The organism is Bacillus sp. NEAU-Y102, assembly GCF_054788175.1.
In genome coordinates this window covers 35,045-61,498 of sequence record NZ_JBTWFK010000014.1, presented here as the reverse complement: position 1 = coordinate 61,498, position 26,454 = coordinate 35,045, and the positions used below count along the sequence as shown (strand labels likewise).

Sequence of the window (26,454 nt, the reverse complement as noted above, 5' to 3'; positions counted from 1 at the left end):
ATACGAGTGAAAATATACGCATGGCCCTTTCCTCTATCTTTGCTCATAAAATGCGTTCCATCTTAACGATGCTAGGTATTATTATCGGTATTAGTGCCATTATTACTATCATTTCAATGGGTGATGGTACAAACGCAAAGTTTAAAAAAGAATTAGGCCAAGGAAAAGATAACGAAGTAACGATTTACTACAACAATCCTGATTACGGAACAGATAGTGCCAAAATCACACCTGATATGCTAAACCGTCTGCAAACTGTAACAGGCGTTAAAGATGTGTATCCAGACGTAAGTATGAAAGTAAAAGCATCTGCTGGTTCAAAAGATGTAAATCTTGATTTAAAAGGTGGAACAGGCGCCTTTATGACAGATTCGAAAATAAAATTAGTTCACGGTCGTGAATTAAATGACAGTGAACTAAACCAAGCAATCCCTGCTGTTATATTAAATGAAGAAGCTTTCAACAAATTATTTAATAGTGGTTGGGAATCAAATCAATACACGGATATAAAAGGAAAGCCGTATAAAATAGTCGGTGTATACGAAACGAAAAACGACTTTGGAATGCCTATGCCTGAAGGTTATACATCACTTGAAAATGCACCTGTAATTTCAGGAGTAAATGAGTATGACTCCGTAAGATTAACAATGACCTCTCCGACAGAACGTAAAAGTGTAGAAAAACAAGCCGTTTCTGTCTTAAACGAACTGAAAGCTCCTAAATTTGAGCACAAATTCGAAGCACAAGACTTAGGTGAATTTACGAAACAACTAGACGAATCAATCGGTATGATGAAAATGGTATTCGGTGGTATTGCTGCTATCTCCTTACTTGTTGGTGGTATCGGTGTAATGAACATCATGCTCGTATCTGTAACAGAACGTACACGTGAGATTGGTATTCGTAAAGCTCTTGGTGCAACACGTGGTAAAGTATTAACACAATTCTTAATCGAATCTTGTATTTTAACAGGACTTGGTGGTTTCATCGGATTCATGCTCGGTATTTTCTTCGCTTGGATCGTCTCAATCTTTGCTGGATGGCCACTCGTTGTCTCAAAAGAACTTGGACTTCTTGCAGTAGGTATTTCAATGCTGATCGGTATTGCATTCGGACTACTACCAGCTAACAAAGCTGCAAAACTTGATCCAATTGAATGTTTACGATATGAATAAACAAAAACGTAGGAGTTTACACTCCTGCGTTTTTTATTTACCTATTAAATCGAGTTTCTTCTATTATATATGTTTCACGTTACAACTATCATTCTATTACTCTTCATTATTTATAGGTACTAAGGCTATTATCTAATCCTATTATTGCAAAAATACTATGTAACAGACGAAAATCAAGGCGTAATTTTTTCCATACATCGACTGATTTTGTAACAATTATATCGATATTTTATTAAATTTCACCTCGTTTATATGTTTTCACACCTAAAAACATTATCATTTCATAACTAATTTTTCATTCAAACAGTAAAATACATCATTCTTGTAACACTACAGACACTCACGAGAAGCATTACTGTAATATTATTAATGTTACAGTAATTGAAATGCTACTCATTTTGTGTTTTATATGCCCTGATACGCCAAAAAACAACAAGGAAGCGCTATCAGGATATTTATGGAATTGTTACAGAATATTAATGCCCCGTTACGAAAGCTTTGTAATTATATGTTTTTCGCAAATAAGAAAATAATGGTTGCTATAATGAGGTCAACGAAAACAAATGCAATGGAGGCTATTATGAAAAAATTTATGGGTATAGCAACAGCAGCGGTTTTTGGTCTTGGGATTTTCACAACATCTGCTAAAGCAGAAACAATCGTAACGACTGACGTACTAAACGTACGAGAAAACCCAACTACTGAATCAAAAGTTGTAGGAAAATTATTAGATGGATATAAAGTAAATGTTTTACATACAGAAAATGGTTGGTCAAAAGTTCAATTGAATAGCGGTAAAGAAGCTTTCATAAACGCTGACTATACAAAAGACACTTACTACGTAACAGCAAACGTATTAAACGTACGTGCTGGTGCAAACACAGATTCAGAGATTCTTGGTAAGTTGAAAAAAGATGATATAATCGAAACAACACACCAAGTACAAAATGATTGGATTCAATTTGAATATAACGGAAAAACAGCTTATGTTCATGTTCCTTACTTAACAGGTAAAGCTCCAATTAAAGTTCAGCCAGTAGTTAAAGTTGAAAAAACAACTACAGTTCAAAATACAGCTAAAGTTCGTGAAGCAGTTAAAGCTCAAGAAGTAGCTGAAACTCAAGCAAAAGCTCAGGCCGCGGAAGCAACTAAAGCTCGCGAAGCAGCTGAAGCTCAAGCAGAAGTTAAGGCTCAAGAAGCGGCTAAAGCTCGTGAAGCAGCTAAGGCTCAAGAAGCAGCTAAAGCTCAGGCAGATGCTGAAGCTCAAGCAGAAGCTAAAGCTCAAGAGGCGGCTAAAGCTCGTGAAGCAGCTAAAGCTCAAGCAGATGCTGAAGCTCAAGCAGCGGCTAAGGCTCAAGAAGCAGCTAAAGCTCGTGAAGCGGCTAAAGCTCAAGAAGCAGCTGAAGCTCGTGAAGCAGCTAAGGCTCAAGAAGCAGCTGAAGCTCGTGAAGCGGCTAAGGCTCAAGAAGCAGCTAAAGCTCGTGAAGCGGCTAAAGCTCAAAAACCAGCTACACAACAACCTGCTGCAAAAGAAACTGAAACAAGTACACCATCATCTTCTCGTGAGTTACGTGTTGTAGCAACAGCTTACACAGCAGATCCACTTGAAAATGGTTATAAAGCAGGCGACCAAGTAAAATCAGCTATGGGTCATAACTTAACAGCTAATCCAAACATGAAACTAATTGCAGTTGATCCAAGTGTCATTCCATTAGGTTCAAAAGTATGGGTTGAAGGTTACGGAGTAGCAATCGCTGGTGATACTGGTGGGGCTATTAAAGGTAATAAAATCGACGTTTTAATGCCAGATAAAGGCACATCAAGTAGCTGGGGACGTAAAACAGTTACAGTTAAAGTATTAAACTAGTTATAAAAAAGAGTCAGTCTCATCGTTGAGGCTGGCTCTTTTTTTACTCTATTAAACTACTGAAAAATGACATAGTAAATGAAACTATATCAACGATTTTTCGAATATATCTATCGTAACTTATAATATATCAACGATTCGACAAGAGATATCGATTTACCGACAAATTTCGACGTTAAAAGTACTTTAATATTAAAAAGGCGGTCCAAAATTTGGACCGCCCCCTATCTTCTCTATTCCACACAAGTAAACTGCGTCCAAGCTCCTACATAATTTAGTAAGAATAACTCCTCTTCCGCAATTGTACCGACGATATTTTTCCGTTCATCTATCGGCATTTCTTTTAAAATGATTTGCAGTTCACCTTTATACTTTCCGAATGAGTTATTACCAATTACAACTTGCCCTCTTTCCTGTAGCACACTTTCGCGCACTGGGAAGTCATAGTCTTTATATTTTTTACGCACTTCTGTAGAACGTATCATATACTCTGTTATGTCGCCGCGTCTTACATGTAATTCTTGCAGCGTAGCTCTCTTCTCTACTTCAGTCGCTTCGTCTACAAAGTGCACTTTTAGCTGTAACATGTAGCGATTTAAATTTCCTAGTTTTTCTAACTCCTCTTCACTTGCATAAGCATTTCCGATAATGACATCATCAATTAGCCCTGTTGCCCATAAATGCTTCGCTTGTACTTCAATTGGTAAATTACGATGCTCTTCTAACGTACATAATCCGTCGTTAATATCCCATGGACCGATGTTTGCGGCATGTGATGTAATAAAGGCTGCACTGCGAATACCATGCTTTTTAAAGCGTTCACTACAGCGAATGAAATAATCGTACGGAAGACCAGTGAATTTTTGCGGATAAAAATTATGGCAACCAATTAAAGCTGATTTATTCGCTTGATGCGAAAGAATATTTTCTAAGTACGCAATATCGTTACTTACATTTAACTCGATTTTTAAACCGTACGGATTATTCGTCATTTTCGCTTCCGTCAATCCGTCAAAGCCTACATCTAATCGAATACCATCTGCACCTAACTCTGCGAAAAATGATAGATCACTATAACTAATACCAAGCTGATCAAACACAGCTGGAGCTACATCTAAAATAACTTCCATATTGTTATCTTTCGCATGATTAATAATCTCTTTAAATTCAGCTATAATTTCTTCTTTCGGACGATTCACAGATAACAAACAAGTAAATATTCTTGAAAAACCGTGTCGTGCCGCTGACGAAATATAAGCCATATCTTTTTCTTTCGTTGAATGTTCTGGATAAAGTGAAATCCCTAATTTACGCTCCATGCTTTTGCATCTCCTTCACACGTTGTATTAATGCCATGCTCGTAAATCTATATTTTGCAGATAAACATGTTGCACATAAAATTGTCGGTACAATAATTACGTACGGTGATTGCAATCCTAACATTACATATACACCCATTGAACAACCGATAAATAAAACTGATACTAGTAGTAACACTAATAAGGATTTACTTTGTACCCATTTCGAATAATGGGCAATACACTGTCCGATCACAAATGTAATTAAGGTGATAATTGCTCCGAGCATTCTGTTTTCTCCTCTCCTGCTAATTGTTGTTTCTCATACATTTTGAAGAATGGATAGTAAATAACGAATGAGATTACAAAGTTAACAAGTACAAGTACACCAGCCATAATTGTCCAGTCCGTACTAATCACCGCTGCAATTGGTGCTAACATCGTAAATGGCAATTTCGCCATCATGAGTGGAATCATACCTGAAACAACTGCGAAATATGATACTGTCGTTGTCACTAACGGTGTAATAACGAACGGAATAATTAAGATTGGGTTCATTACAATTGGTGCCCCGAAAATAATTGGCTCGTTAATATTGAATAAACCTGGTACGAATGATAATCTACCTAACTCTTTTAGGAACTTAGATTTAGAGAACATAAACATAATTACTAAAGCTAACGTTGAGCCAGATCCGCCAATCCATACGAACCATTGAATGAACTGCTCTGTAAATAAGTTCGGTAACTGATGTGCATTTCCTGTAGCCGTGAACACTTCCATATTTTCAAGAATTGCGGAATCCCACATCGGACGAATGATTGGTCCTAAAATTGCCGGTCCATGTATACCAAATGACCAGAAGAACACGATTAAGAATACTGTTAATAAACCACCGAATAAGTTATTTCCTACTAGTACTGATTTTAATGGTGCGATTAAGTATGTAATTGTTGTATTTACATCGAATTTCAAACCGTAGCGAATGCCCCAGAATAAAAGAATAACTACTAATGTTGGAATTAATGCTGCAAACGAATTTGAAACTGCTGGTGGTACACTGTCTGGTAATTTTATTGAGATATTATGCTTAATCATAAAATGATAAATTTCTACTGCAATTAATGCTGTCACAATTGCGCCGAATAAAGACGTTGCACTTAATGTTCCTACTGAAATATATCGACCTGCATCAATAACACCTGGTACAGCTTTCGTAATTTGAATTGGTTCAACTGATGCTAGTAAAAAGGCGAGTACAGATAGTAGCCCCGCACTTAATTGATTGAGCTGATAAAAGTTCGCGAGCGAGGCCCCTACTCCAAACGCTGCGTATAAGGCCATTAGTCCTACTGTAAATCGGAATGGAATATCTAAAATATGGCGAAACGGTGCAATCCATTCCATATATGCATCAATTGGTAAATTTAAAAAGATAACGAAAAATGACCCGACGATCGTTAACGGTAATGTAGAAATAACCCCATTTCGAATTGCCAATAAATGTCGTTGTCCTGCAATCTTTTGCGTTGTTGGCATAATCTTTTGTTCCATAAAACTCATAAACCCATTCATCAATAGCCCTCCTCTTTCTCTCTACTATAAAAGAATGAAATAAACTTTATAACATTATAATGTTTATATTTAAAAAGATATAATTATGCTAAAACTAATTGTTCTGCTTGCCTAAGCACTTTCAAACCATCACACATGCCATAATCTCGTTGGTCTATAATTGCAACTGGTATGTTGTATGAGTTTGCAAGAAACTCTACAGCTGGAAATAAATATTTCACTTGTGGACCGATTAAAACGACATCGGCTTCTTTTATTTCAAGTTTCACAAGTTCTGAATCAACCGCCTTAATTTTATAATTCTTCCCCTGTTTCTTTGCCTCTTCTTGCATTTTTCTTACGACCATACTCGTTGACATGCCTGCTGCACAACATAATAAAATATACATCTTATACTGTCACTTTCTCTTCTACTCGTTTATGAAGAGTAATAAATTCTTCAGCTAGTTCTTTCACTGTAATTGCATTCATTAAATGGTCTTGTGCGTGCACTAACAGTAAACTGATTTCTGCATGATTTCCTCTTGCCTCTTCTTGAATTAAATCCGTTTGAATACGATGTGCTGCTGAAATTTCCTCACTAGCAAGTTTCATCTTTTCACCCGCATTCTCAAAATCTCCTTGTCTTGCAAAAGCGATTGCTTCAAGCGCTGCACTTCTCGCATTGCCACCATGTAAAATTAATGCAAATGGAGTTTGCATATCAGCCATTTTAAATTCCCCCAAGCTATATGTTTTCTATATTTTTATCTTATTATGAAAACGCATACAATTAAACATAAAAAACTTCCGTTATGTAACGGAAGTTTTTATATACTTTTTCAAAATGATAATAAAATCTCTTGAAAATCTTCAATTACCTCGGTCTGAGTAAGTTTCTCTATCGTAGTTTGACTAGACATAATATCATATAAAAAATCATAAAGCCTTTGCAAATCTTCATTATTATTGCGCTTTACACTAAATAAAATAATTACTTGTACTTTTTTATCTCCCCAATCAACAGCCTTTTCAAGTGTGCAAAACATCAAAAAAGTTTCCTCACTTAATAACTGCATCGGATGCGGAATTGCAACTGAATTCCCAACCGCTGTCGGAGACGTATTTTCTCTTTCCATAACAGAAGCATAAAAGTTTTCTTGTACATAATGTTTCTCAGCAGCTTTCTCACATAAAAACTGAATAACATCCTCTTTCGTAGAAGCACTATGATTTAAAAAAATTAAATCTTCCTTAATATAAGGCTGCACACTAGTATTCACATGCGTAAACAACCGCTGACCAATCGATTTAATCTCTTTATCATCAAATATTGAATTCACTTTTATAACTGGAACAGGCAAGCCACTCGGTATATGAATCGTACTAATAATACAATCTATTTTTTCTTTATAAAGATCTTCTACTTTCAATTGATAATAGCCTGTAATACCTACAATCTCTAATTTATCTCGGAACTGTGATAAAATTTTATATTTTAATAGTTGTGCACTTCCTTGACCAGTCGCACAAACTAATAAGCATCTTTTCTTTTGATTTTGCTCCTGCAAACGGCTCATCGCTCCGCCGAAGTGAATTGCAATATAGCCAATTTCACTTTCAGGGATCGATTCACCCGTATATTCACCAATGATATCTCCAACAAGAACCGCAATTTCAAAAGCATACGGATAATTCTTTTTCACTTCTGCCAAAAGAGGATTTCTCGTATTTAACTTATACTTCAAACGATTTAATAACGTTTTTAAATGAATACCAAATCCAAATAATAATTCTTCATCATAATAAAAAATAAGATTCCGTTCTTCCGCTACTTTAAAAAGAATATGTTGCATAAATGCATATATATCTTTTCCTAATAGCTCTTCTACATTTTCATAGCGATCTCTCGTTGTAACAGCAGTACTTAATAAATGCATCGTCACATATAATACTTCTTCTTCTGGAAATGAAAATTTCAACTCTTTCTCTAAATCTCCTAAAATCTGCTTCGCAATTGTATATTCTTTCTTTATTATAAGTTCTGATTGCTCCGTATGCAGTTCTTTCATATAATGTTGACTTTGACAACGCTTTAATGCGATTGCAATATGAATGACTAAATTATCAATTTCTATATCAGATAAATATATTGTTCCACCTTCAATATACTTTAATATAATTGAACGGATGTGTGATATATAAGGTAGCGATAAATATGTCTCCGTCTGCTCAAATTGCTCATGAAACGGAGTATGGTCATAACGCGGTAAACCATATTGTGATAAACAAGAACGAATATTAAATTCCTCTCCAACAATACGTATACCATAATACGGTCTCTTCTCAATTTGTAATTTATAGCGACCACATATATCTGTAACATCTTTCATAATTAAATTAACCGTTGATTTGCTCACATAAATCTCTTCCGCTAATTCTGAAAGCTTCACATATCCCTCTGTCGTTAAAACACGCTGCAGAATGTACGCTATTCTTTCTTCATAAGAAGTTGGGATCTTTTCCGTCTGTTTTTGAAATAGACTCACACAAAAGTCTTCAAATTTCTTCGTTTGTATAATTTCTAATTCGTACCCAGTCCCTCTTTGCGATTCGATTTTCGCTCCGTTTTCTTCCAATATATCATTTAATAATTTTATATCCTTTTGAATCGTCTTCGTTGATACATGTAAACGGCCCGCTAAAAAAGCTCGATTTAACATCGATTTCTCTTCTAAAAACTCCTCTAAAATAGAAATTAATCGCTGCTGCACCTTTGTCATAGCTCTTCCTCTCGCTCTTTATATATAAAGGGGGAAAAGCTGCTGAAATCAGTAGTTTTTCCCCTTTATATTCTCTCTATTTCTTTAATATGAATCCGAATTTATCCCATGCTTGTAAATAATCTAATAAGAAAATTTCTTCTTCTATAATTCGACCAACTACATTTGTTTTTCCTGTATTCACCATATCTTTTAATGCAATTTGTAATTCGCCCTTATACTGGCCATATTGTTCATTATCAATTAATAAATCTCCACGCTTAATTTCGCGCGTATTATGAGGTTTAAACTCTTCTTTTTTATATTTCACACGACTTTGTGTAGAACGAATCATATATTCAGATACATCTCCGCGATAAAAATGTGGTTCGTCTAATACGATAATTCTTTCTAGTTCTGTCGTTGTATCATATAGTTCTATATCAAATGTTTGTTTCTCTTTATTTAATGCACCTAGTGCTTGTAATTCTTCTTCTGACGCATATGCGTTTGCAATAATAACATCATCAATTAATTCTGTCGCAAATAAATGCTTCGCCTGTGTTGTCATCGATAATTCACGATGCTGCTCTAATGTACATAACCCTTCTGTTACTGGCCAAGGTCCATATGTTGCATCAAATGATGAAATAAAAGCAGCCGTTCTCATACCGTAATCTTTAAATTGTTTCGAGCATTTAATGAAATGATCGTATGATAAACCTGAATAGCGATGCGGATAAAAATTATGACAACCAATTAAATTTTCACGATTTGGTCTATGGCTCATAATGTTATCTACATACTTCGTACCATTGCTCATATTAATCTCAATTTTCAAACCATACGGATTATAAGTCATAATTGATTCTTCTAATCCTGAGAAACCGACATCTAAACGAATACCGTACGCACCCAATTCATGGAAGAATGATAAATCATTATACGAAATACCTAATTGTTCAAAAACAGATGGACTAATATCAACTAATACTTGGAACCCTAATGCATTCGCATGTGAGATCGTTTCTTTAAATTCTTCAATAATTTTCTCTTTTTCTCCATCCACAGATAATAAACATGTGAACACACGTGTAAATCCATATTTACTTGCTAATGTTAAATACTCCTTATCTTTCTCTACTGTTGAATGTTCTGGATAAATAGAAATACCTAATCGTCTCATATGTACACGCCTCTTTCTTCATCATATTGTAAACCCTTTCAAATATATGTAGTGAAAAAGTATATCTCCCCTTCTTGTTCACTACTCTTTTGAATCCGCTTTCTTTAAAGAAAAAACAATTTCTATCATTCTTAACACCTACAAGTCTATACATCTATACTTTACATCTTTTTTTCATAGTTGTGTAGCTTTTACACAAATTTGTCAGTTTTTCGCCTTAAAAATTGTTATCCGTTTTCAAGACACCTTCCTTGACTGTTGCATTGGCCAATACATATACTCGAAAGAAAAGAGATACAGTGAAACTTTAATCAGTGAGGGGGGTGTTCATCCCCCACTGATTATTAGTTGAACCAATCGGGCATTTACGGGCAGTTGATCTCCCACCTAACTTCTTTGCTCCAGTCCGATTTTGAGGTGGGAGTTTTACTGCCCGTTAATAGCGGGAAAATTTTATATAGGGGATGAATATATGGGAGAAGCAATACTCGTAAAACGAGAACCGTTATGGACAAAAGAGTTTGTTGCTTTAATTTTTGCAAACTTATGTATGTTTTTAGGGTTTCAAATGTTAATTCCAACCTTACCTGTTTATGTGAAAGAAATTGGTGGCACAAGTTCCAATATCGGATTTGTTGTCGGTATGTTTACCGTTGCGGCACTTTTTGTTAGACCGCTAACTGGGAACGCCTTGCAAAAATTTAATAAAAAAATCATTTTAATGATCGGTACTGCTATCTGTTTACTCGCTATGGGCAGTTACCTTTTCGCCTCAACTATCTTTCTCTTGCTTGCTGTTCGTATTTTACACGGAGCTGGTTTCGGTATTACAACGACTACATATGGAACTGTCGTTTCTGATTTAATTCCCTCAGCTCGCCGCGGAGAAGGCATGGGATATTTTGGCCTTTCTGGAACAATTGCAATGGCCCTCGGTCCACTTATAGGACTATGGCTCATGCAAACATATAACTTCACAATTCTTTTTTTATGTGCACTATCGTGCACAATTGTTTCATTAATATTAACGAAACTACTTCAAATCCAAAAAACGAAACAGCCGCCACAACAATCATCTAGTACTTTTCTCGATGGATTTATTGAGCGTAAAGCTTTACTTCCTTCATTATTAATATTATGTATTACATTAATGTACGGAGGAATCGGAAGTTTTATCACACTATTTGCTACAGAAGTCGGCATAGCTGATATTAGCCTCTTCTTTTTATGTAATGCACTAGCAATTGCTGTAACTCGTCCATTCTCTGGAAGGCTATATGATGCGAAAGGCCATACATTCGTCATCATTCCGGGAGTTATTATAACGTTTACAGGCATTATTTTATTGTCGTATACGACGACAATTCCGAGCTTAATTATTGCTGCAGCATGTTACGGAAGTGGTTTTGGAGCGATCCAACCTGCACTACAAGCATGGATGATTGACCGCGTAGCACCGCATCGACGCGGCGTAGCAACGGCTACATTCTTCTCCGCATTTGACCTTGGTATCGGCGCTGGAGCTATTATATTTGGATTTATTGCTCATTTTACAAACTATGCAACTGTATATCGTTACTCCTCTCTGTTACTTATTGCTTTTCTCTTCATTTACATTACAAGCATAAGAAAACAAAAGCATAGCGATAAAAACACGGAAAAAGCTGCTGGATAATTCAGTGGCTTTTTTATCGTGTTAAAAAAATTGTTTTCTCTCGTTTTGCTGTTATAAAACTACATGCATTTTCCTACATATTTTTTTAACTTTCATCAAAAAATATACGATGAACTCGCAGACGCTTTCCTTGATATTCAACTGAACAATACTATTCTAAAAAGTATGATTTCTTTACAAAATTAAGATTTATACAAGATGAAAACCAATAAAATACAGCTGTTTCTTTAAGGTATTGTAAACTTTTCTACCCTTTGTAAATTTAGTGTAAATTTTACTAGCAAACCGTTTACAGTGACTCAAGGTTCAGTTAATAATTACATCGTACATGAAATTTAAGGAGTGGAATGCGTGGAATATAATGTTCAAGATATGATCTTCCAGTTCATTGGTGGATTAGGTATTTTCTTATTCGGGATTAAATACATGGGCGATGGACTGCAACAAGCAGCTGGAGATCGTCTTCGTGATATTCTAGATCGTTTTACAACAAACCCACTCATGGGTGTACTAGCAGGTATGTTAGTTACGGTATTAATCCAATCAAGCTCAGGAACAACCGCTTTAACAGTCGGACTTGTAAGCGCAGGATTTATGACATTAAGACAAGCAATCGGTGTTATTATGGGTGCAAACATCGGTACGACAGTTACTGCATTTATTATCGGAATTAAAATCGGAGAATACGCTCTCCCAATTATGGCAGTTGGAGCTATCTTATTATTCTTCTTTAAAAATAAAAAAGTACATTCTTTAGGTCAAGTTATATTCGGCTTTGGTATGTTATTCTTCGGTTTGGAATTAATGAGCGCAGGTATGAAACCTCTTCGCTCTTTAGAATCATTCCAAGAATTAACGGTTAGTATGAGTGATAACCCAATTTTAGGAGTTGTTGTCGGTACAGTCTTCACTTTAATTGTACAAAGCTCAAGCGCAACAATCGGTATTTTGCAAGAATTATTCGGTCAAGGTGCAATCGATTTACAAGCTGCCCTTCCTGTATTATTCGGTGATAACATCGGTACAACAATTACAGCTGTATTAGCAGCAATCGGTACTTCTATTGCCGCAAGACGTGCAGCATTAGTTCACGTTATCTTTAATATCGTCGGTACAATTATATTTACGATTTTATTAGTACCATTTACAAGCTTAATTCAATATTTCCAAACATCATTAAACTTAAATCCAGAAATGACAATTGCATTTGCACACGGAACATTTAACGTAACAAATGCAGTTATTCAATTCCCATTCATCGCTGTATTAGCATGGATTGTAACAAAACTTATTCGCGGCGAAGACTCTGCTATTGATTTCAAACCGCAACATTTAAACCCAATCTTTATTGAGCAATCTCCAGCTATCGCTTTAACAGAAGCTCAAAAAGAAATTATCCGTATGGCTGAGTTTTCATTACATGGATTAAAAGAAGCAAACCAATTTTTAAATACACAAGACAAAAAACACGCTGACATGGCTACTCAATTAGAAGGAGCTATTAACAATTTAGATAAAAAAATTACCGAGTATTTAGTTCTACTATCTGAAAAGCCGCTTTCACCTACGGATTCTGAAAAACATTCCGTTTTAGCAGGTGTTGTTGGAGATATTGAACGTGTTGGTGATCATGTAGAAAACCTTGTAGAACTTGTAGATTTCCAAATTTCAAATCGTGTTTCACTATCAGACGAAGCATTAGGTGAATTAAACGAAATGCTGGAATTAACGATTTCAACACTGCAAGACTCAGTTGAAGCTTTAACAAACTTCGATACCGAACTAGCTCAAACTGTTATTGCAAAAGAACGCAAAATCGACCAAATGGAACGTGTTCTTCGTAAACGTCACGTATTACGTCTAAACGAGCGTAGCTGTTCAGGTGATGCAAGTATCATCTTCGTCGATATGGTAAGTAACTTAGAACGCATTGGCGATCACGCTGTAAATATCGCTGACGGTGTTTTAGGTGAACAAGGAAAAATCAATTTAAAACAATCATTATAATGAAGAAAAGAGACGCTACATTAAGCGTCTCTTTTTTCACTTTATTTTAACAACTGTTCTTCCTTTTAACTTTCCTTGCAATATAAGTGCAAACTTCTCATCTAATTCTTCTAATGTACATTCTTCTGTATAAGACGCTAACTTTGAATTTTCCCATTCATCCGCTAACAATGTCCACACATCTCTTCTCACATCCACCGGGCATTGCACGGAATCTATCCCTAAAAGGCTTATGCCTCGTAAAATAAACGGATATACCGTTGTATGTAATTCCTGTCCTGCCACATTACCGCATGTCGTTACACAACCACCATACTTTACTGTTTTTAAAGCTGTTTCTAACATATGTCCACCTACAGTATCGATAACTCCGGCGTATATCCCTTTTAACATTGGTCTTCCTGATTCATCATTCAATTCCGCGCGATGAATCACTTTTTTCGCTCCTAGACGTAGTAGCATCTGTTCCTCTTCCATTTTCCCTGTCGCTCCTACTACATTAAACCCTAACTTACTTAAAATACTAACAGCTACACTCCCTACGCCGCCTGTAGCACCAGTTACTAGAACGTCTCCCATACCAGGATTAATTCCTGCTCCAATAAGCTTATATACCGACAAAGCAGCAGTAAAACCTGCTGTCCCATACATCATACTTTCCTTTAATGACATTCCTTCTGGTAAAGGCACGACCCAAGATGATGGGACGCGAATATATTCTCCGAAACCACCAGAGGTATTCATACCTAAGTCATATCCCGTTACAATAACTTGATCTCCTACATTAAAGGAGTTATCTTCACTTCTCACAACTTCTCCTGCGGCATCAATTCCTGGCGTATGAGGATACGTTCTCGTAACACCTTTATTACCAGTAGCTGAAAGGGCATCTTTGTAATTTAATGAAGAATAATGAACTTGTATGAATACGTCTCCCTCAGGTAAACTACTTACTTCTCTCTCAACAACTTTTCTTACAAACTGATGATTTTCCGTTTCGTTCACAACGATTGCTCGGAATGATGTATGATTCATTATGCTCTCTCCTTTATCCGTCAAATTCTTCTTTATTATATAGAAGAAATAAGTAAGCTTACTCATTTCTTGTTGGCTATATTTCAACAAATCTTACTTCCCTATCACTTTCTCATAATATATATTTTCATTTCTACCAAAAGCCCTTATACTTATTCTACATCTAAAAAAGAATATATAGAAAATCTGACTTTTTATAAATAAATTGAATTTTTACGAAATGTAAATGATTTGTAATGTTTTTTTTCGCTAAATTTCATTATAATAAGTGGATATGAGTGTCGTATTTCAATCCAAATGAAGGAGTACAGGAAATGGAGCAAAACCCATCTTTGCAAGAAAATACACGCAGTAAACCGAACAAAAATAAGAAAAAAATAAAAATTATTATAAGCGCTATACTATTCGTTTTATTAATAGGTGGCGGTTATACTTGGTTTTTAGTAAATAAAGCATCTTCTGCTGTTCGAAATGCCGCACACGATTTAGCACGCGGTGATAAATCAGATTTACGAGATAAAGCTGTTAAACCTATTACAAATAACGTCTCTGTTTTAATAATGGGTGTTGATGAAAGCGATGTCCGAGGAAAAGAATATGGTGAAGCTATAAGAACAGACGCGCTTTTACTTGCAACATTTAATAAAGATAGCAAAACTGTTAAACTATTAAGTATTCCACGTGACACATATACTTATATTCCAATAGAAAAGAAAAAAGATAAAATTACACACGCTCATGCATTCGGTTCTGCTAAAAACGGAAAAAATGGTGGACCACAAGCAAGCATTGATGCAGTTGAAAAATTAATGAATGTTCCTGTCGATTATTTTGTGAAATTTAACTTTAAATCATTTATAAAAATCGTCGATGACTTGGGCGGTGTTGAAGTTGATGTACCAGTTGAATTTACTGAGCAAGATAGCAATGATAATGCTGAGGCAATTCACCTAGAAAAAGGTGTTCAAAAGTTAAATGGCGAAGAAGCTCTTGCTCTTGCTAGAACAAGACACATCGATAGTGATGCAATGCGTGGACAACGTCAACAACTCGTTATCGAAGCTATTTTAAAGAAACTAACAAATGCTGGTTCTGTAACAAAAGTTGGCAACATCATTGATGATATTAACGGACAATTCGTTACAAACTTAACATTTGATGATATGCTTTCATTCTATAAGTACGGATCGGATTCGGAAATTGAGAAATTACAAATCCAAGGTGATGATTGCTATATGGCAAAAGGTGACGATACATGTAGCAAATCTGCTGGTGGTGGTCGAACTTACTACTACAATCCAGATAAAAAAGAATTAGCTAATGTTACAAATGAACTTCGTACTCATCTTGGGCTACCTGCATATACAAAGTCTGACTCAGACTCTGATTCGAAAAAGACAAAAGAATCTAAGTCTGAAAATTCAAGTGAACGCGAATCAAGTAACAATGAAGTGAAAAATAAGAACAAAAATAGCAGTGAAGATACAGAAACATCGTCTAACGACAATGAATAGTAAAGAAGCAGTACTCTATGGAGGTAGAGTACTGCTTCTTTTTATTTCGTCAGAATCAAAAATCAGAACTTTCTAACTATCTTTTTTAATATTTTTAAATTATAATAAACAGTAGCAATCTATTCCAATTATCAGGGGGCTCATACATATGAAAGCTGCAGTAAAACATAACATCTCAGATTTTAAAGACTACTTAAAATCCAACGATATATACATGGAAGAAAATATAGATGAAAATGATGGCTCTGTTCATTTTTCAGTAGGATTAGAGACAGAAGCTGGCGCAAAAATTCAACTTATCGCTGCTTTCCAAAACGAACATCCTACGGTGGATATATACTGCTTCAATGTTGCTCACGTGCCTGATGCAACATCAACAAATGATATTTTACATGTCATTAATGAATTAAACACATCTTATCGCTTTGCAAAATTCACATTAAACAAGCAAAATGCAATTGATATTTCAGCATCTCTTGCATTCTCAGAACCAAACTTTAATCCAGCACTTGTCTTTGAACATACGAGAATGCTATATAAATTAGCAAATGACGAATATAAAAACTTAATGAAAGTTATTTGGGCATAAATAAAAGGATGGGCTACAAGCAGCCCATCCTTTTATTTCGATATCATATCAATCCACATTTTAACAGCAGTGCCTACAATCAAAATCGATAACATATATTGCAGTGCTTTTTGATTGATCCTCTTCCCGACTCGCACTCCAAGCGGCGCAGCAAAGATACTTGCAACCGCAATAATAAGAGCTGGAATTACAACTACTTGACCAGTTATCACTTTTCCAGTCGTAATCCCTACTGAGGAAATAAACGTAATAGCGATAGATGTTGCTATTGTTGTACGTATCGGCAATTTTAAAATAACTAACATAATCGGTACTAATAAGAAAGAACCGCCAGCACCTATAATGCCTGATGCTCCTCCTACAATAAACGCTAACAAGCTTGCTAACCATTTATTATATGTCACTTCACCACTATTATTTCGTTTCGGTACGAACATCATAATAGCAGCAATTGTTGCTAACGCTGCATAAACAACATTGACCGTATGTTCCTCTAATACGTTAGCACCAAAGCTCCCTATGAAACTTCCTATTAAAATACTAGCTCCCATATACACAACTAACGTTTTATCCATATCATTACTTTTCCGATAAGCCCATGCGCCTGCAAAAGTTGCAAAGAATACTTGTACCGCTGTAATACCACTCACTTCATGTGACGTATAACCAGTAAATCCTAACAATACTGGAATGTATAAGATCATCGGATAATTAATAATCGCACCGCCAATTCCAACCATTCCTGATATAAACGATCCTATAAACCCAATTATAAAAAGTAATAATACTAAACTCACCTTACATCCCCCTCCTTCTAAAAAGAAGGTGATTTAAATGAATAAGTTTACATTCCCATCCGAAGCATCTGCTAAATATGCCCCTACGCCTGCAAACTCTACCCCTTCCATAATCTCTTCCTCTTTTAACCCTAATAAATCTACTGTCATTTGACAAGCTACAAGTTTAATTCCTTGTTCTTTCGCCAAATCAATTAAATCTGGCAAAGGCATTGCGTTATGTTTTTTCATAATGCCTTTAATCATCTTTGGCCCCATGCCAGCAAAATTCATTTTGGATAATCCCATCTTATCGGCACCGCGTGGCATCATTTTTCCAAATACTTTTTCTATAAATGTTTTCTTTACATTCACATGTTCATCTTTCCTTAAAGCATTTAATCCCCAGAAAGTATGAAAAATAGTTACCTCTTGGTCATACGCCGCTGCACCATTTGCAATAATATAAGCAGCCATTGCTTTATCGTAATCTCCGCTAAATAACACGATTGTCGTTTTCTTCTGTTGTTCCATATTGTTCCTCCTTCAAATTACCTATAGGGGTATTTAATTATTTATAAAAAGGCTCAAACCTTTTATCTCTATGCTATATGACTTTACCTTCCCAAGCTAACATACCACCTACCATATTGATTGCTCGAAAACCGTAACCTTCTAAAAATTGAACGGCTCTTGCACTTCTCGCGCCAGAGCGACAAACGATAATATATTCTTTCTTTTTATTCAACTCATGCATACGAAACTCTAATATCCTTAGCGGAATATTACATGCTTCTGGAATTTTTCCTTCAGCTACTTCTTCTACTTCACGGACATCCACAATATTTACTGCTTCTTTACGTAATAATTTTTCTTCTAATTCTTTTGCTGTCATTTCTTTCATTTTAAAGTCCTCCTCACAAACCATTCATACCACCTGAAACATTGATAAGGTGCTGGAATCCTAATTTCTTTAATACCTTTGCCGCTTGCTTACTTCTCATCCCGCTCTGACAAATAACGATTACTTCCGCATTTTTATCTAATTGATTTGCTTTACTAGCTAACTCATTTAACGGGATATTTCGAAATCCCTTCATATGATTCCCTCTATATTCACCTACTGTACGAACATCGATAAATTGCTTCCCCTTTTTCCCCACTATACTCTTTAATTCTTTTCCACTTATATTTCGAACACCTTTTACCGGTAAAAAACGTGAAATAACAAATCCTGCAGCAAGTACAATGAAAAGCGTACTTAATATTGTGTTCATATAACTCCCCCTCTATATTTATAAAATTATTTCTTTACTACGCCTTCTTAATCCAAAACTTTAGTACATCGCCTTCTTCTTCATGCTTTACAATGTCATGACCACTTTTATTTGCCCACGCTGGAATATCCTTAACTGACCCTTTATCCGTTACATGTATTTCTAACACTTCTCCAGTGTCTAAAGCATCCATTGCTCTCTTTGTTCTTACAATCGGCATTGGACATGCTAAACCTTTCGCATCTAATACTTGTTTTATATTCATGATCAATTCCTCCAATTTGTTATTTTTATAATGACTCATGCACTGCACAACGATTTGGGCCAATCTCCATTTCTCGCTCTTCTTCCACACTCGGATGAATTTTCCCCATATTCGTTTGACGAATTTCTTCATATGCATTTGGTTGTGGCGGTAAGTTCTCTGTCACAGCTTTACGAAACTCTATTTCATCAGCAATATTTAACCCTACATTCTCTTTAAATAAATCTTGTAAGCTCGCACTCACAACGCCTCTTTCATCCATTTCACTTATTTTTGAATAATGGGCTGGTAAAACAATTAAATCTTGAGACAGTTCCTTATAAAGTGTATATAACGTATTTCTTAAATCACTCACCCAATCTTCAGCCTTACCAGCAAGATCAGGACGCCCGATTGAATCTACAAATAAAATATCGCCTGATAATAAATAAGAATCATCAACAATGAATGACGTACTTCCAATCGTATGCCCTGGTGAGTATAATGCGTCAATTACAATTTTAGTACCCCCCACCGTAATAACAGATCCTTCAACAAGCGGTTCGTATGAGAAAACAACTTCCTCGGCATCTTTTGGCGGTAACCAATACGTACCACCTACCTTTTCAGCTAACTTACGTCCACCAGAAATATGGTCTGCATGTAAATGTGTATCCATTACATTCGTAATCGTAACGCCATGCTCTTTCGCAAACTCTTCATATGCCTCGGCTGTCCTTACCGCATCAATAACTGCTGCTTCACCGTTAGAAACAACCATATAAGATAAACAGCCTTTTCCAAGACGATTAAATTGATATATACTCCCTCCGCCCTGTACATCCCCTACTTTTAACGGCTTCACATATTCACTCCAAGCTTTCATTCCACCAGCTAAATAATAAATATTTTGTAATCCCGCTTCTGTTAATTGCTCTGCCACAAATATAGAAGACCCTTCTTTTGCACATACTACTAAAACATCTTTATCTTTAGGTAATTCACTTACAATATGATCTACACCATCTAACAAGTCAAAGTAAGGTTTATTAATAGAAGAAACTTGTTTCCCTTCAATTTTCCAATCTTCATAATCCGTCTCATTACGAACATCTAAAATGAATAACTCTCCGAATAAAACTTTCTCTGCAACATCTTTTGCTTGTAACATCTTAATGTCCATTTAATTACCCCCATAGGTATATTTTTGTTTAAAAAATTTTATTTCTCCACATTTCCTTGCCACCCTAACATACCAGGAATGACATTTTTCACATTTGAAAAACCTTTCTCTTTCAACATTTGGCAAGCTACATCACTGCGGTTACCAGTTCGACAAATAACATAAATTTGCTTCGTCTGATCTAACACTGCGCTGTCTAATTCACCTAATGGCACCGAAATGGCAGATGGAATATGGCCAAAAGTAAATTCCGCTGCTTCGCGAACATCTAATACAATGCTCTCTTCCCCATGAGACAATATAGACTGTAATTCTGCATTCGTAATTGTATGTGGATATTTCACAGCTTCATTCACTTCATGCTCATTTGCTTTCCTAACATAATGCACCAATACATCACCCTCGTGTTTCGTCCCGATATATTGATGTCCTACTTTACTCGCCCAACTTTTTATATCTACCGTAGATCCTTTATCTGTTGCCTTAACTTCAATCACCTGCCCTGGTGTTAACCCTTCTATCGCCTTCTTCGTTTTCACAATAGGCATCGGACAAGCCAAACCTTTACAATCTAAACTCATATCCACTTTTATACTCATAATCGATTCCTCCACAATTTACATACATATACCTGTAGGGGTATGTTAAAATGTTTTTGAAAATCTGTCAACACTTACGTTTGACAGATTATCGGCTTTTTACAAGTAATTGAACAGCTTCTTTAATTAACTCTTCATTTGAACCATTGCCACTTTCAAACTGTTCACGTAAACAATGCTCTAAATTCGTTCCAACAACAAGTCCAATTGTACGATCAAGTGCAGAACGAGATGCCGTTAACTGTGTAATAACTTCTCGGCAATCTTTTCCTTCTTCCATCATACGAAGCACACCACGAACTTGACCTTCAATACGTTTCAATCTATTTTTCATATCTTGATTGTATTCCACTATAGACCACCTCCGTAATTGTAACTATATTATACATTACTTTATAACTTTGTATAATATCATATACCCTTCAGGGTATATTGTAAAGTTTTTAATCTTTAGACTGAAATTTATACTTACTTCACAATTTTTCTAAATCATATAAAAATAGGCCGAATCAACCATATGATTGGTTTCGGCCTATTTTTATTAATTTACGTTAATCATTATTAATTTAGCTACATTTCTATCATTAATCACAATCTCTTTTTTCTCATTATTCGGCAATAAAATTATATACTTTCCTTTTCTAGGAATCTTCCAAATCAATTTTCCTTCTTGATTAGTTTTCTCTATCGAAATCACGATTTCTTTACTAGGCTGAGGTAATTCATCTTTTATAAGCATAATTTCAAAGTCTTTTATCTGTTGTTTCTCTTTATTTTGAACATAGAAAGTTATAGGATTAACAACTTTACTAACATTCTCTTCGTTATTTACTATATAACTAGACATCATGATTATGACCAATATACAATACAAAATCCAAATAGAATTACTATATTTATTCAGGCCATTTTTTAATATTATTAAACACATCGTCTGTTATCCGATTTCCAAAATTCATATTTTTATTTCCTCTTGTATGAATGGCTATTATTTTGATACCGGTATCGAAATACTGATATACAGGTGATCCACTTTGCCCCTCATAAGTATCAATCTTGTATGTTAACATTCTAGGAGAAACTCCCTCAATTGGACCATAGTCTCTCCACATTGTGTAACGTTCATTTCCTATTTTATCAGCGGGATATCCAGGAATCGCCGCAAGTAAACCTTTTGGTGATTCTACATAGGTAGTTCTATATCCCAACCAGCCAATATAATCTCCTGGAGACCCATTTAATTTAATCGTTCCATAATCATAATCTGAATTTTCATTATCAGTCCATCCACTTACTGAATAGAGTTTTGTCCAACTATAAGGTAAATACGGTGCTTGGTTTCCATTTCTACCAGGGGTCACAATAACATTTGTCGCCCATCCACCAATTTCTTTATTGTAAATACAATGTCCAGCTGTAAGCACTGTATCTTTACTAATTAGTGCTCCTGTACACCCATAAACTTCTCCACTATTATACTGAGTCGCAACATGGACTATAGCGCTATACGGATATGAATTTGTATCATTAACCCGTATTCGATCATCGCTTCCTATAACAGAATAGGTAAGAATATTAGGTGAATAATTTAACGTACTATTTTCCAAATATGCTCCCCAATCTTCCCCACCATGTTTTCGCCCTTCAAATGAGGGCGAAACAAGATCTTCTCCCCTTCGATCATTACTATACAATGATTGTTCTTGAAACAGTTCACGTTCTCCCTCATTTGAGACCGATGTCCACGGTACATCTTCTGCATACACCTTCTGATGCACCAAAAATACTATGCAAAAAAATATAAAAAGAACACCAAAACGATAAAGAGCCAACCTGCATCTTATAGAAATAAAGCTATCCAACATAACTTACCTCCTATACAAGTGATAGCAAACAATTGAGGATCCCTTTATAAATTCTAGTTTTTCTTTTTTTAGAAGTCAACGTAATTAACAATGATAATCATTGTTAATTACGTTGACTTAATAAACTCAAACAATTATTTATATTCTTTACTCTGCTTTCAAAAATCTGTCTTATTAAAGCTTCACTTTATTACATAAGCCCGTAACCTTCTTCACAATCAGCTCCGCAGTATTTTTCTCCGGTGGCATCAATAAATTCGTAACAGGCCCATATACAACAGGATTTAATTCTACTTCATATCCACCATATGTAAACTCTTCCCTTGTCGGTAAATAACCAATATATCCATTCGTATATCCACCAAGAAAGGCTATTTCATTTTGAAGACTCTCTTTCACTTCTAACGCGGTTTCTGAAAAAGGTTCCATCGGTATACCAAAGAACATTCCATCATTAACTTGAAACAGTTGAACTTCTAAATCAATACGTAACTGCCGAATACCTTGCTTATATTTCTCTAAAACGATAGTAAGCCACTCGTCCGTGTTCACACCCCACTGCTTCTCCGCCAATTGAGCCATGCTTCGTATCTCATTCATTTCAGGAATATCTTTCAACTTCATTTGCATCATACTCGAAACTGTTCTTAAATTTACAATTGGGCTATATGTAACTATTGGCAATATTGCTAATACATGTCCACTAAGTGTGTAAGCCATTTGCTTTACTGCTTCCCTTGAACCGCGATACTTCGCATTTACATTACCAGCAGCTCCTTGCACAATAATAACAGGGCAATTTACGATTTTCTCAAGAATCTCCCTCGTCATTCCAGGATAATCCGCTGATAATACATCGCTATCACCTTTTAAAACATTCGGATGCGCAGTACAAAATACAATAATCCCAGATAGCTCCTTCGTTTCAGCATTTCTTATTGCTAACATGCCAATTCGTTTATCTACAACACCCTCTATATTTGTTCCCATCTTTGCTCTTCCATCAGATGTTCTCTCTCTTCGGTTTATCCCAATATCACCTGTCGTAACACTCCAGCCAACTTCACATAGCCCCAAGTTATTATTTGCAGTAACAGCACCGTGCACTACATTATTTACTAAACTCGTTTTATACGACTTTACTAAAGCTTGCTCACCAACAGTTTCCGGACCAGAATGTGTATGTGTATAAACAACTGTTATTCGCTCAAATGGCACATGAAGCCTGCTAGCTACGCGCTCACGAATAATATTCGTATCTTCTACTAACATCCCAATATTATCAATGCTTATAAACACAGTTTTCATTTCATTTTTTTCAAATACAAAAACTGTCCCATAAATATGCTCTTCAATATTATTTATTCCTGTCTCTCTATGGTATCCAACAAAATCAATACCGACAGGCGGCGTAATATCTACCTTGCATACCCCTATTTTGCTCATTTGAATCGCTCCATTTCTCTATATAACTCCCTTTCTTCAAGAATAGCATATTTAACTTTGCCCCAAATAAAAAAGAACGGACATAGCATTCTATGTCCATTCTTTTCATCACACATACTTCCGATGCACCATCTTCCCATCATAAGAAAACACAACGCCCTTACTTTCCACAATCGACTCCATATGCACCGTTCTTCCCCATAACTGATGAATGTATGGCAGTACTTTTTCTAAGTATTTTAAATCGAGCTCAATTCCTTCGTAACTATGTTTAATGTACAACTCTCCGTTCTTTAAGTAGTCACCATCTTCTACTACTAAGTACGGGAAGCCACCATTTGTACGCATATTTACGAGCTGATCACGTACATGTTCCCACTCTTTATCTATTACCTTATATTCTTTTCCTTGGCGTTGGAATAAGTACATATCTTCTCTCATTACGAGATCTTTGTTTAAGTAGTTCCTTAAGAATGATACATCCCATTCGATTTCGCGTACTTCAAAGATTTTGTCACGGCCAGATCCTGGTTTTACACCGCGTCGTTTCATTTCTTCTGTCGGGTTATTGTAGCGCTCCTCTATATCTTCAAACATTTTAATACCTAGGTAGTATGGGTTAATACTTGTTTTTGATGGTTGAACTACACCTGCATTAAGCTTTGCGAATTCAATCGCTTCAGAAGATGTTAAGTCCATTTCACGGAGTATGCGTTGATGCCAGTATGATGCCCAGCCTTCATTCATAATTTTTGTTTCAAGCTGCGGCCAGAAATATAGCATTTCCTCACGCATCATCGTTAATATATCTCGCTGCCAATCTTCTAGCTCACGGCTATATTCTTCAATGAAGAGGAGTAAATCTTTCTCTGGTTGCGGCGGAATTTTCTTCTTTTTATGCATATTAGGTCGTTCTCTCTTTTTGTTTCGATCATCTAAATTCCATAAGTCATCGTACTGTGATATCTTTTTCTTTTCTACATCCTCTTCTAAATCTTCAATACTCCACGCAAGTTTTGGACGCATAATCGATGGGTCAATATGCTCTTGAATGGCAAGTACGGCATCTAAAAATGTTTCTACCTCTGCTTTTCCGTACTTATGCTCATACGCTTTCACACGGTCCGCTGTTGCCGCCATACTTTCTACCATATCTCGCTTCGTATTTGAAAAACGAATATTATTTTTGAAGAAGTCACAGTGTGCTAAAACGTGCGCTACAATTAATTTGTTTTGAATTAACGAGTTCGTATCTAATAAAAAGGCGTAACATGGATCAGAGTTAATAACGAGTTCGTATATTTTACTAAGACCTAAATCGTATTGTAATTTCATTCTAAAAAACTGTTTTCCAAAACTCCAATGTGAAAACCGCGTCGGCATCCCATATGCACCAAATGTATAAATAATTTCCGCTGGACATATTTCATAACGCATCGGATAAAAATCAAGCCCAAATCCAGTCGCAATTTCCGTAATTTCCGCAATCGCATATTGCAGTGCTTTATCGTCACTTGCTCTCATTATTTTCCCTCCTTACACTTTCCCTTAAGAAAGTGTATGATGGAGAACAAGCTTTCATGAGGATTGATTGCATAATAAAAAGACACCCCCGCAAAAACGAGAATGTCTTATCTATTAACCTTCAATAATCTCCATCTTCTCCGTAATCGGAGTACGAGCTTTTCCTTCTGGTGCTTTATCGAAATAGCCAAGGTGAAGAATTCCAACGATACGTTGACCTCTTGTTAAACCAAGTCCTTCTATAAATAATGGATTATAGTTTAATCCGCCTGATTTCCAAACACAACCTAATCCACGTTCCCAAGCAAGCAGTTGGAAGTTTTGCATAAATGCACATGTTGCAGCGTAATCTTCGTCACGTTGAATTTGACGTGGATCTTCATTAATATAAACAACGATTTGTGCGAGCGTGCTTAAGAAACGATCTGATAAAATTTTGCCGCGTTTCGCTCTTTCTTCTTCTGTGAAAGAGTTTAATACTGCGTCTACTAATTTTTTGCGACCTTCTCCAATGTATAATTTACAATTCCATGGTTCACGGTGTTTATGATTCGGTGCCCACGTTGCGTCGTTTAATAGTTCAATTAATAACTCTTTATCTACAGCTTTATCTGTGAATGTACGTACAGAGCGTCTTTCTTTAATCACATTTGCGATGGAAGTATATGTAGTCATATTTTTCTCTCCCTTATTTTCATCTATATGTATACATTTGTTATTGATATTGATTTTCAATTTCGATTATACCTTAGTTTTTTACTATTAATCAATGTTTTATGTTGGAAAACTTCTAAAAATGTCATTTCATACTGTGAATAAAAAAACTTAACTTGTTCACAAGTATTTCACATTTTATGGAAATGATATGTGTACAGTTT

Annotated in this window: 27 protein-coding genes; 6 read left to right on the top strand and 21 right to left on the bottom strand. The window is 35.7% G+C overall.

Going from position 1 to position 26,454, the window contains the following annotated elements:
- Positions 1-20 precede the first annotated feature (20 nt).
- Both ACYFX0_RS27135 and entC read left to right on the top strand, forming a co-directional pair.
- Positions 21-1,175: an ABC transporter permease gene (locus ACYFX0_RS27135; RefSeq protein ID WP_430981371.1), complete on the top strand. Its 1,155-nt coding sequence runs from the start codon at positions 21-23 to the stop codon at positions 1,173-1,175.
- Positions 1,176-1,632: 457 nt separating this feature from the next.
- A complete protein-coding gene (entC, locus tag ACYFX0_RS27130; RefSeq protein ID WP_106082138.1) occupies positions 1,633-3,042 on the top strand; it encodes a cell wall-binding protein EntC in 1,410 nt (469 codons plus the stop codon).
- 233 nt (positions 3,043-3,275) lie between these two features.
- Here the strand turns inward: entC and ACYFX0_RS27125 are convergent, their stop codons facing one another.
- The 7 genes from ACYFX0_RS27125 to ACYFX0_RS27095 all read right to left on the bottom strand — a co-directional run bounded on the left by ACYFX0_RS27125 (position 3,276) and on the right by ACYFX0_RS27095 (position 9,842).
- Positions 3,276-4,361, bottom strand: a complete 1,086-nt coding sequence (locus tag ACYFX0_RS27125; protein ID WP_000440072.1) for a DUF871 domain-containing protein — start codon at positions 4,359-4,361, stop codon at positions 3,276-3,278.
- The gene (locus ACYFX0_RS27120; RefSeq protein WP_460272023.1) at positions 4,351-4,629 is read right to left on the bottom strand and encodes a hypothetical protein; all 279 of its coding nucleotides are present in this window, start codon (positions 4,627-4,629) and stop codon (positions 4,351-4,353) included. Before ACYFX0_RS27120 ends, ACYFX0_RS27125 begins: the two co-directional genes overlap by 11 nt.
- On the bottom strand, positions 4,605-5,915 hold the full coding sequence (locus tag ACYFX0_RS27115; RefSeq protein ID WP_098662060.1) for a PTS sugar transporter subunit IIC: 1,311 nt from the start codon (positions 5,913-5,915) through the stop codon (positions 4,605-4,607). The genes ACYFX0_RS27120 and ACYFX0_RS27115 overlap by 25 nt, the downstream gene beginning before the upstream one ends.
- Positions 5,916-5,998: 83 nt before the next feature.
- Positions 5,999-6,304: a PTS sugar transporter subunit IIB gene (locus tag ACYFX0_RS27110; RefSeq protein WP_000275645.1), complete on the bottom strand. Its 306-nt coding sequence runs from the start codon at positions 6,302-6,304 to the stop codon at positions 5,999-6,001.
- Between the two features lies 1 nt (position 6,305).
- A complete protein-coding gene (locus ACYFX0_RS27105; protein WP_000774623.1) occupies positions 6,306-6,626 on the bottom strand; it encodes a PTS lactose/cellobiose transporter subunit IIA in 321 nt (106 codons plus the stop codon).
- Between the two features lie 110 nt (positions 6,627-6,736).
- Positions 6,737-8,677, bottom strand: a complete 1,941-nt coding sequence (locus ACYFX0_RS27100) for a BglG family transcription antiterminator (RefSeq protein ID WP_142398813.1) — start codon at positions 8,675-8,677, stop codon at positions 6,737-6,739.
- 76 nt (positions 8,678-8,753) lie between these two features.
- The gene (locus ACYFX0_RS27095; RefSeq protein ID WP_001253355.1) at positions 8,754-9,842 is read right to left on the bottom strand and encodes a DUF871 domain-containing protein; all 1,089 of its coding nucleotides are present in this window, start codon (positions 9,840-9,842) and stop codon (positions 8,754-8,756) included.
- A 472-nt stretch (positions 9,843-10,314) separates the two neighbouring features.
- Between ACYFX0_RS27095 and ACYFX0_RS27090 the strand changes: the two genes are divergently transcribed.
- Both ACYFX0_RS27090 and ACYFX0_RS27085 read left to right on the top strand, forming a co-directional pair.
- Complete coding sequence (locus ACYFX0_RS27090) at positions 10,315-11,517, top strand: MFS transporter (protein WP_106082136.1); 1,203 nt, start codon at positions 10,315-10,317, stop codon at positions 11,515-11,517.
- 351 nt (positions 11,518-11,868) lie between these two features.
- A complete protein-coding gene (locus tag ACYFX0_RS27085) occupies positions 11,869-13,524 on the top strand; it encodes a Na/Pi cotransporter family protein (protein WP_000456251.1) in 1,656 nt (551 codons plus the stop codon).
- A gap of 36 nt (positions 13,525-13,560) precedes the next feature.
- Here the strand turns inward: ACYFX0_RS27085 and ACYFX0_RS27080 are convergent, their stop codons facing one another.
- Positions 13,561-14,646, bottom strand: a complete 1,086-nt coding sequence (locus tag ACYFX0_RS27080; protein WP_106082135.1) for a YhdH/YhfP family quinone oxidoreductase — start codon at positions 14,644-14,646, stop codon at positions 13,561-13,563.
- Positions 14,647-14,873: 227 nt separating this feature from the next.
- Here ACYFX0_RS27080 and ACYFX0_RS27075 point away from each other — a divergent pair, with 227 nt between their 5' ends.
- Complete coding sequence (locus ACYFX0_RS27075) at positions 14,874-16,073, top strand: LCP family protein (protein WP_000437427.1); 1,200 nt, start codon at positions 14,874-14,876, stop codon at positions 16,071-16,073.
- A 148-nt stretch (positions 16,074-16,221) separates the two neighbouring features.
- Positions 16,222-16,662: a hypothetical protein gene (locus ACYFX0_RS27070; protein WP_000642361.1), complete on the top strand. Its 441-nt coding sequence runs from the start codon at positions 16,222-16,224 to the stop codon at positions 16,660-16,662.
- A 32-nt stretch (positions 16,663-16,694) separates the two neighbouring features.
- On the opposite strand, the gene ACYFX0_RS27065 is transcribed toward ACYFX0_RS27070, so the two are convergent.
- The 13 genes from ACYFX0_RS27065 to ACYFX0_RS27005 form a co-directional block, all read right to left on the bottom strand.
- Positions 16,695-17,459, bottom strand: coding sequence for a sulfite exporter TauE/SafE family protein (locus ACYFX0_RS27065; RefSeq protein WP_017762812.1), 765 nt, complete (start codon positions 17,457-17,459; stop codon positions 16,695-16,697).
- Between the two features lie 33 nt (positions 17,460-17,492).
- Positions 17,493-17,972 (bottom strand): DsrE/DsrF/DrsH-like family protein, encoded by a 480-nt coding sequence (locus ACYFX0_RS27060; RefSeq protein ID WP_000437741.1) that lies wholly within the window; start codon positions 17,970-17,972, stop codon positions 17,493-17,495.
- A 73-nt stretch (positions 17,973-18,045) separates the two neighbouring features.
- On the bottom strand, positions 18,046-18,342 hold the full coding sequence (locus tag ACYFX0_RS27055; RefSeq protein WP_000661799.1) for a rhodanese-like domain-containing protein: 297 nt from the start codon (positions 18,340-18,342) through the stop codon (positions 18,046-18,048).
- Positions 18,343-18,355: 13 nt separating this feature from the next.
- Positions 18,356-18,715 carry a rhodanese-like domain-containing protein gene (locus ACYFX0_RS27050; protein ID WP_001092313.1) on the bottom strand — a complete coding sequence of 120 codons (360 nt, stop codon included), beginning with the start codon at positions 18,713-18,715 and terminating at the stop codon, positions 18,356-18,358.
- A 37-nt stretch (positions 18,716-18,752) separates the two neighbouring features.
- Positions 18,753-18,980 (bottom strand): sulfurtransferase TusA family protein, encoded by a 228-nt coding sequence (locus ACYFX0_RS27045; RefSeq protein ID WP_001022560.1) that lies wholly within the window; start codon positions 18,978-18,980, stop codon positions 18,753-18,755.
- Positions 18,981-19,005: 25 nt separating this feature from the next.
- Positions 19,006-20,142 carry an MBL fold metallo-hydrolase gene (locus ACYFX0_RS27040; RefSeq protein ID WP_000351932.1) on the bottom strand — a complete coding sequence of 379 codons (1,137 nt, stop codon included), beginning with the start codon at positions 20,140-20,142 and terminating at the stop codon, positions 19,006-19,008.
- 38 nt (positions 20,143-20,180) lie between these two features.
- Positions 20,181-20,741: a sulfurtransferase TusA family protein gene (locus ACYFX0_RS27035; RefSeq protein ID WP_000023977.1), complete on the bottom strand. Its 561-nt coding sequence runs from the start codon at positions 20,739-20,741 to the stop codon at positions 20,181-20,183.
- Between the two features lie 88 nt (positions 20,742-20,829).
- Positions 20,830-21,093: a metal-sensitive transcriptional regulator gene (locus ACYFX0_RS27030; RefSeq protein WP_000456202.1), complete on the bottom strand. Its 264-nt coding sequence runs from the start codon at positions 21,091-21,093 to the stop codon at positions 20,830-20,832.
- A 189-nt stretch (positions 21,094-21,282) separates the two neighbouring features.
- On the bottom strand, positions 21,283-21,672 hold the full coding sequence (locus tag ACYFX0_RS27025; RefSeq protein ID WP_106082133.1) for a DUF2606 family protein: 390 nt from the start codon (positions 21,670-21,672) through the stop codon (positions 21,283-21,285).
- Positions 21,638-22,606: a trypsin-like serine peptidase gene (locus ACYFX0_RS27020; protein WP_142399140.1), complete on the bottom strand. Its 969-nt coding sequence runs from the start codon at positions 22,604-22,606 to the stop codon at positions 21,638-21,640. The genes ACYFX0_RS27025 and ACYFX0_RS27020 overlap by 35 nt, the downstream gene beginning before the upstream one ends.
- Positions 22,607-22,780: 174 nt before the next feature.
- Entirely contained in the window at positions 22,781-24,052 is a 1,272-nt protein-coding gene (locus ACYFX0_RS27015) for a neutral/alkaline non-lysosomal ceramidase N-terminal domain-containing protein (RefSeq protein ID WP_106082132.1), read from the bottom strand.
- Positions 24,053-24,160: 108 nt separating this feature from the next.
- On the bottom strand, positions 24,161-25,576 hold the full coding sequence (gene spoVR, locus ACYFX0_RS27010; protein WP_001202690.1) for a stage V sporulation protein SpoVR: 1,416 nt from the start codon (positions 25,574-25,576) through the stop codon (positions 24,161-24,163).
- A 114-nt stretch (positions 25,577-25,690) separates the two neighbouring features.
- Positions 25,691-26,251 carry a nitroreductase family protein gene (locus tag ACYFX0_RS27005; protein WP_460272022.1) on the bottom strand — a complete coding sequence of 187 codons (561 nt, stop codon included), beginning with the start codon at positions 26,249-26,251 and terminating at the stop codon, positions 25,691-25,693.
- Positions 26,252-26,454: the final 203 nt, after the last annotated feature.

What these genes read in the sequence shown, in the direction of transcription:
- ACYFX0_RS27135 (WP_430981371.1), top strand. Translation starts at nt 21, where the DNA reads ATGGCCCTTTCCTCTATCTTTGCTCATAAAATGCGTTCCATCTTAACG.
- entC (WP_106082138.1), top strand. Translation starts at nt 1,633, where the DNA reads ATGGAATTGTTACAGAATATTAATGCCCCGTTACGAAAGCTTTGTAAT.
- ACYFX0_RS27125 (WP_000440072.1), bottom strand. Translation starts at nt 4,361, where the DNA reads ATGGAGCGTAAATTAGGGATTTCACTTTATCCAGAACATTCAACGAAA.
- ACYFX0_RS27120 (WP_460272023.1), bottom strand. Translation starts at nt 4,629, where the DNA reads ATGCTCGGAGCAATTATCACCTTAATTACATTTGTGATCGGACAGTGT.
- ACYFX0_RS27115 (WP_098662060.1), bottom strand. Translation starts at nt 5,915, where the DNA reads ATGAATGGGTTTATGAGTTTTATGGAACAAAAGATTATGCCAACAACG.
- ACYFX0_RS27110 (WP_000275645.1), bottom strand. Translation starts at nt 6,304, where the DNA reads ATGTATATTTTATTATGTTGTGCAGCAGGCATGTCAACGAGTATGGTC.
- ACYFX0_RS27105 (WP_000774623.1), bottom strand. Translation starts at nt 6,626, where the DNA reads ATGGCTGATATGCAAACTCCATTTGCATTAATTTTACATGGTGGCAAT.
- ACYFX0_RS27100 (WP_142398813.1), bottom strand. Translation starts at nt 8,677, where the DNA reads ATGACAAAGGTGCAGCAGCGATTAATTTCTATTTTAGAGGAGTTTTTA.
- ACYFX0_RS27095 (WP_001253355.1), bottom strand. Translation starts at nt 9,842, where the DNA reads ATGAGACGATTAGGTATTTCTATTTATCCAGAACATTCAACAGTAGAG.
- ACYFX0_RS27090 (WP_106082136.1), top strand. Translation starts at nt 10,315, where the DNA reads ATGGGAGAAGCAATACTCGTAAAACGAGAACCGTTATGGACAAAAGAG.
- ACYFX0_RS27075 (WP_000437427.1), top strand. Translation starts at nt 14,874, where the DNA reads ATGGAGCAAAACCCATCTTTGCAAGAAAATACACGCAGTAAACCGAAC.
- ACYFX0_RS27070 (WP_000642361.1), top strand. Translation starts at nt 16,222, where the DNA reads ATGAAAGCTGCAGTAAAACATAACATCTCAGATTTTAAAGACTACTTA.
- ACYFX0_RS27060 (WP_000437741.1), bottom strand. Translation starts at nt 17,972, where the DNA reads ATGGAACAACAGAAGAAAACGACAATCGTGTTATTTAGCGGAGATTAC.
- ACYFX0_RS27055 (WP_000661799.1), bottom strand. Translation starts at nt 18,342, where the DNA reads ATGAAAGAAATGACAGCAAAAGAATTAGAAGAAAAATTATTACGTAAA.
- ACYFX0_RS27050 (WP_001092313.1), bottom strand. Translation starts at nt 18,715, where the DNA reads ATGAACACAATATTAAGTACGCTTTTCATTGTACTTGCTGCAGGATTT.
- ACYFX0_RS27045 (WP_001022560.1), bottom strand. Translation starts at nt 18,980, where the DNA reads ATGAATATAAAACAAGTATTAGATGCGAAAGGTTTAGCATGTCCAATG.
- ACYFX0_RS27040 (WP_000351932.1), bottom strand. Translation starts at nt 20,142, where the DNA reads ATGGACATTAAGATGTTACAAGCAAAAGATGTTGCAGAGAAAGTTTTA.
- ACYFX0_RS27035 (WP_000023977.1), bottom strand. Translation starts at nt 20,741, where the DNA reads ATGAGTATAAAAGTGGATATGAGTTTAGATTGTAAAGGTTTGGCTTGT.
- ACYFX0_RS27025 (WP_106082133.1), bottom strand. Translation starts at nt 21,672, where the DNA reads ATGTGTTTAATAATATTAAAAAATGGCCTGAATAAATATAGTAATTCT.
- ACYFX0_RS27020 (WP_142399140.1), bottom strand. Translation starts at nt 22,606, where the DNA reads ATGTTGGATAGCTTTATTTCTATAAGATGCAGGTTGGCTCTTTATCGT.
- ACYFX0_RS27015 (WP_106082132.1), bottom strand. Translation starts at nt 24,052, where the DNA reads ATGAGCAAAATAGGGGTATGCAAGGTAGATATTACGCCGCCTGTCGGT.
- spoVR (WP_001202690.1), bottom strand. Translation starts at nt 25,576, where the DNA reads ATGAGAGCAAGTGACGATAAAGCACTGCAATATGCGATTGCGGAAATT.
- ACYFX0_RS27005 (WP_460272022.1), bottom strand. Translation starts at nt 26,251, where the DNA reads ATGACTACATATACTTCCATCGCAAATGTGATTAAAGAAAGACGCTCT.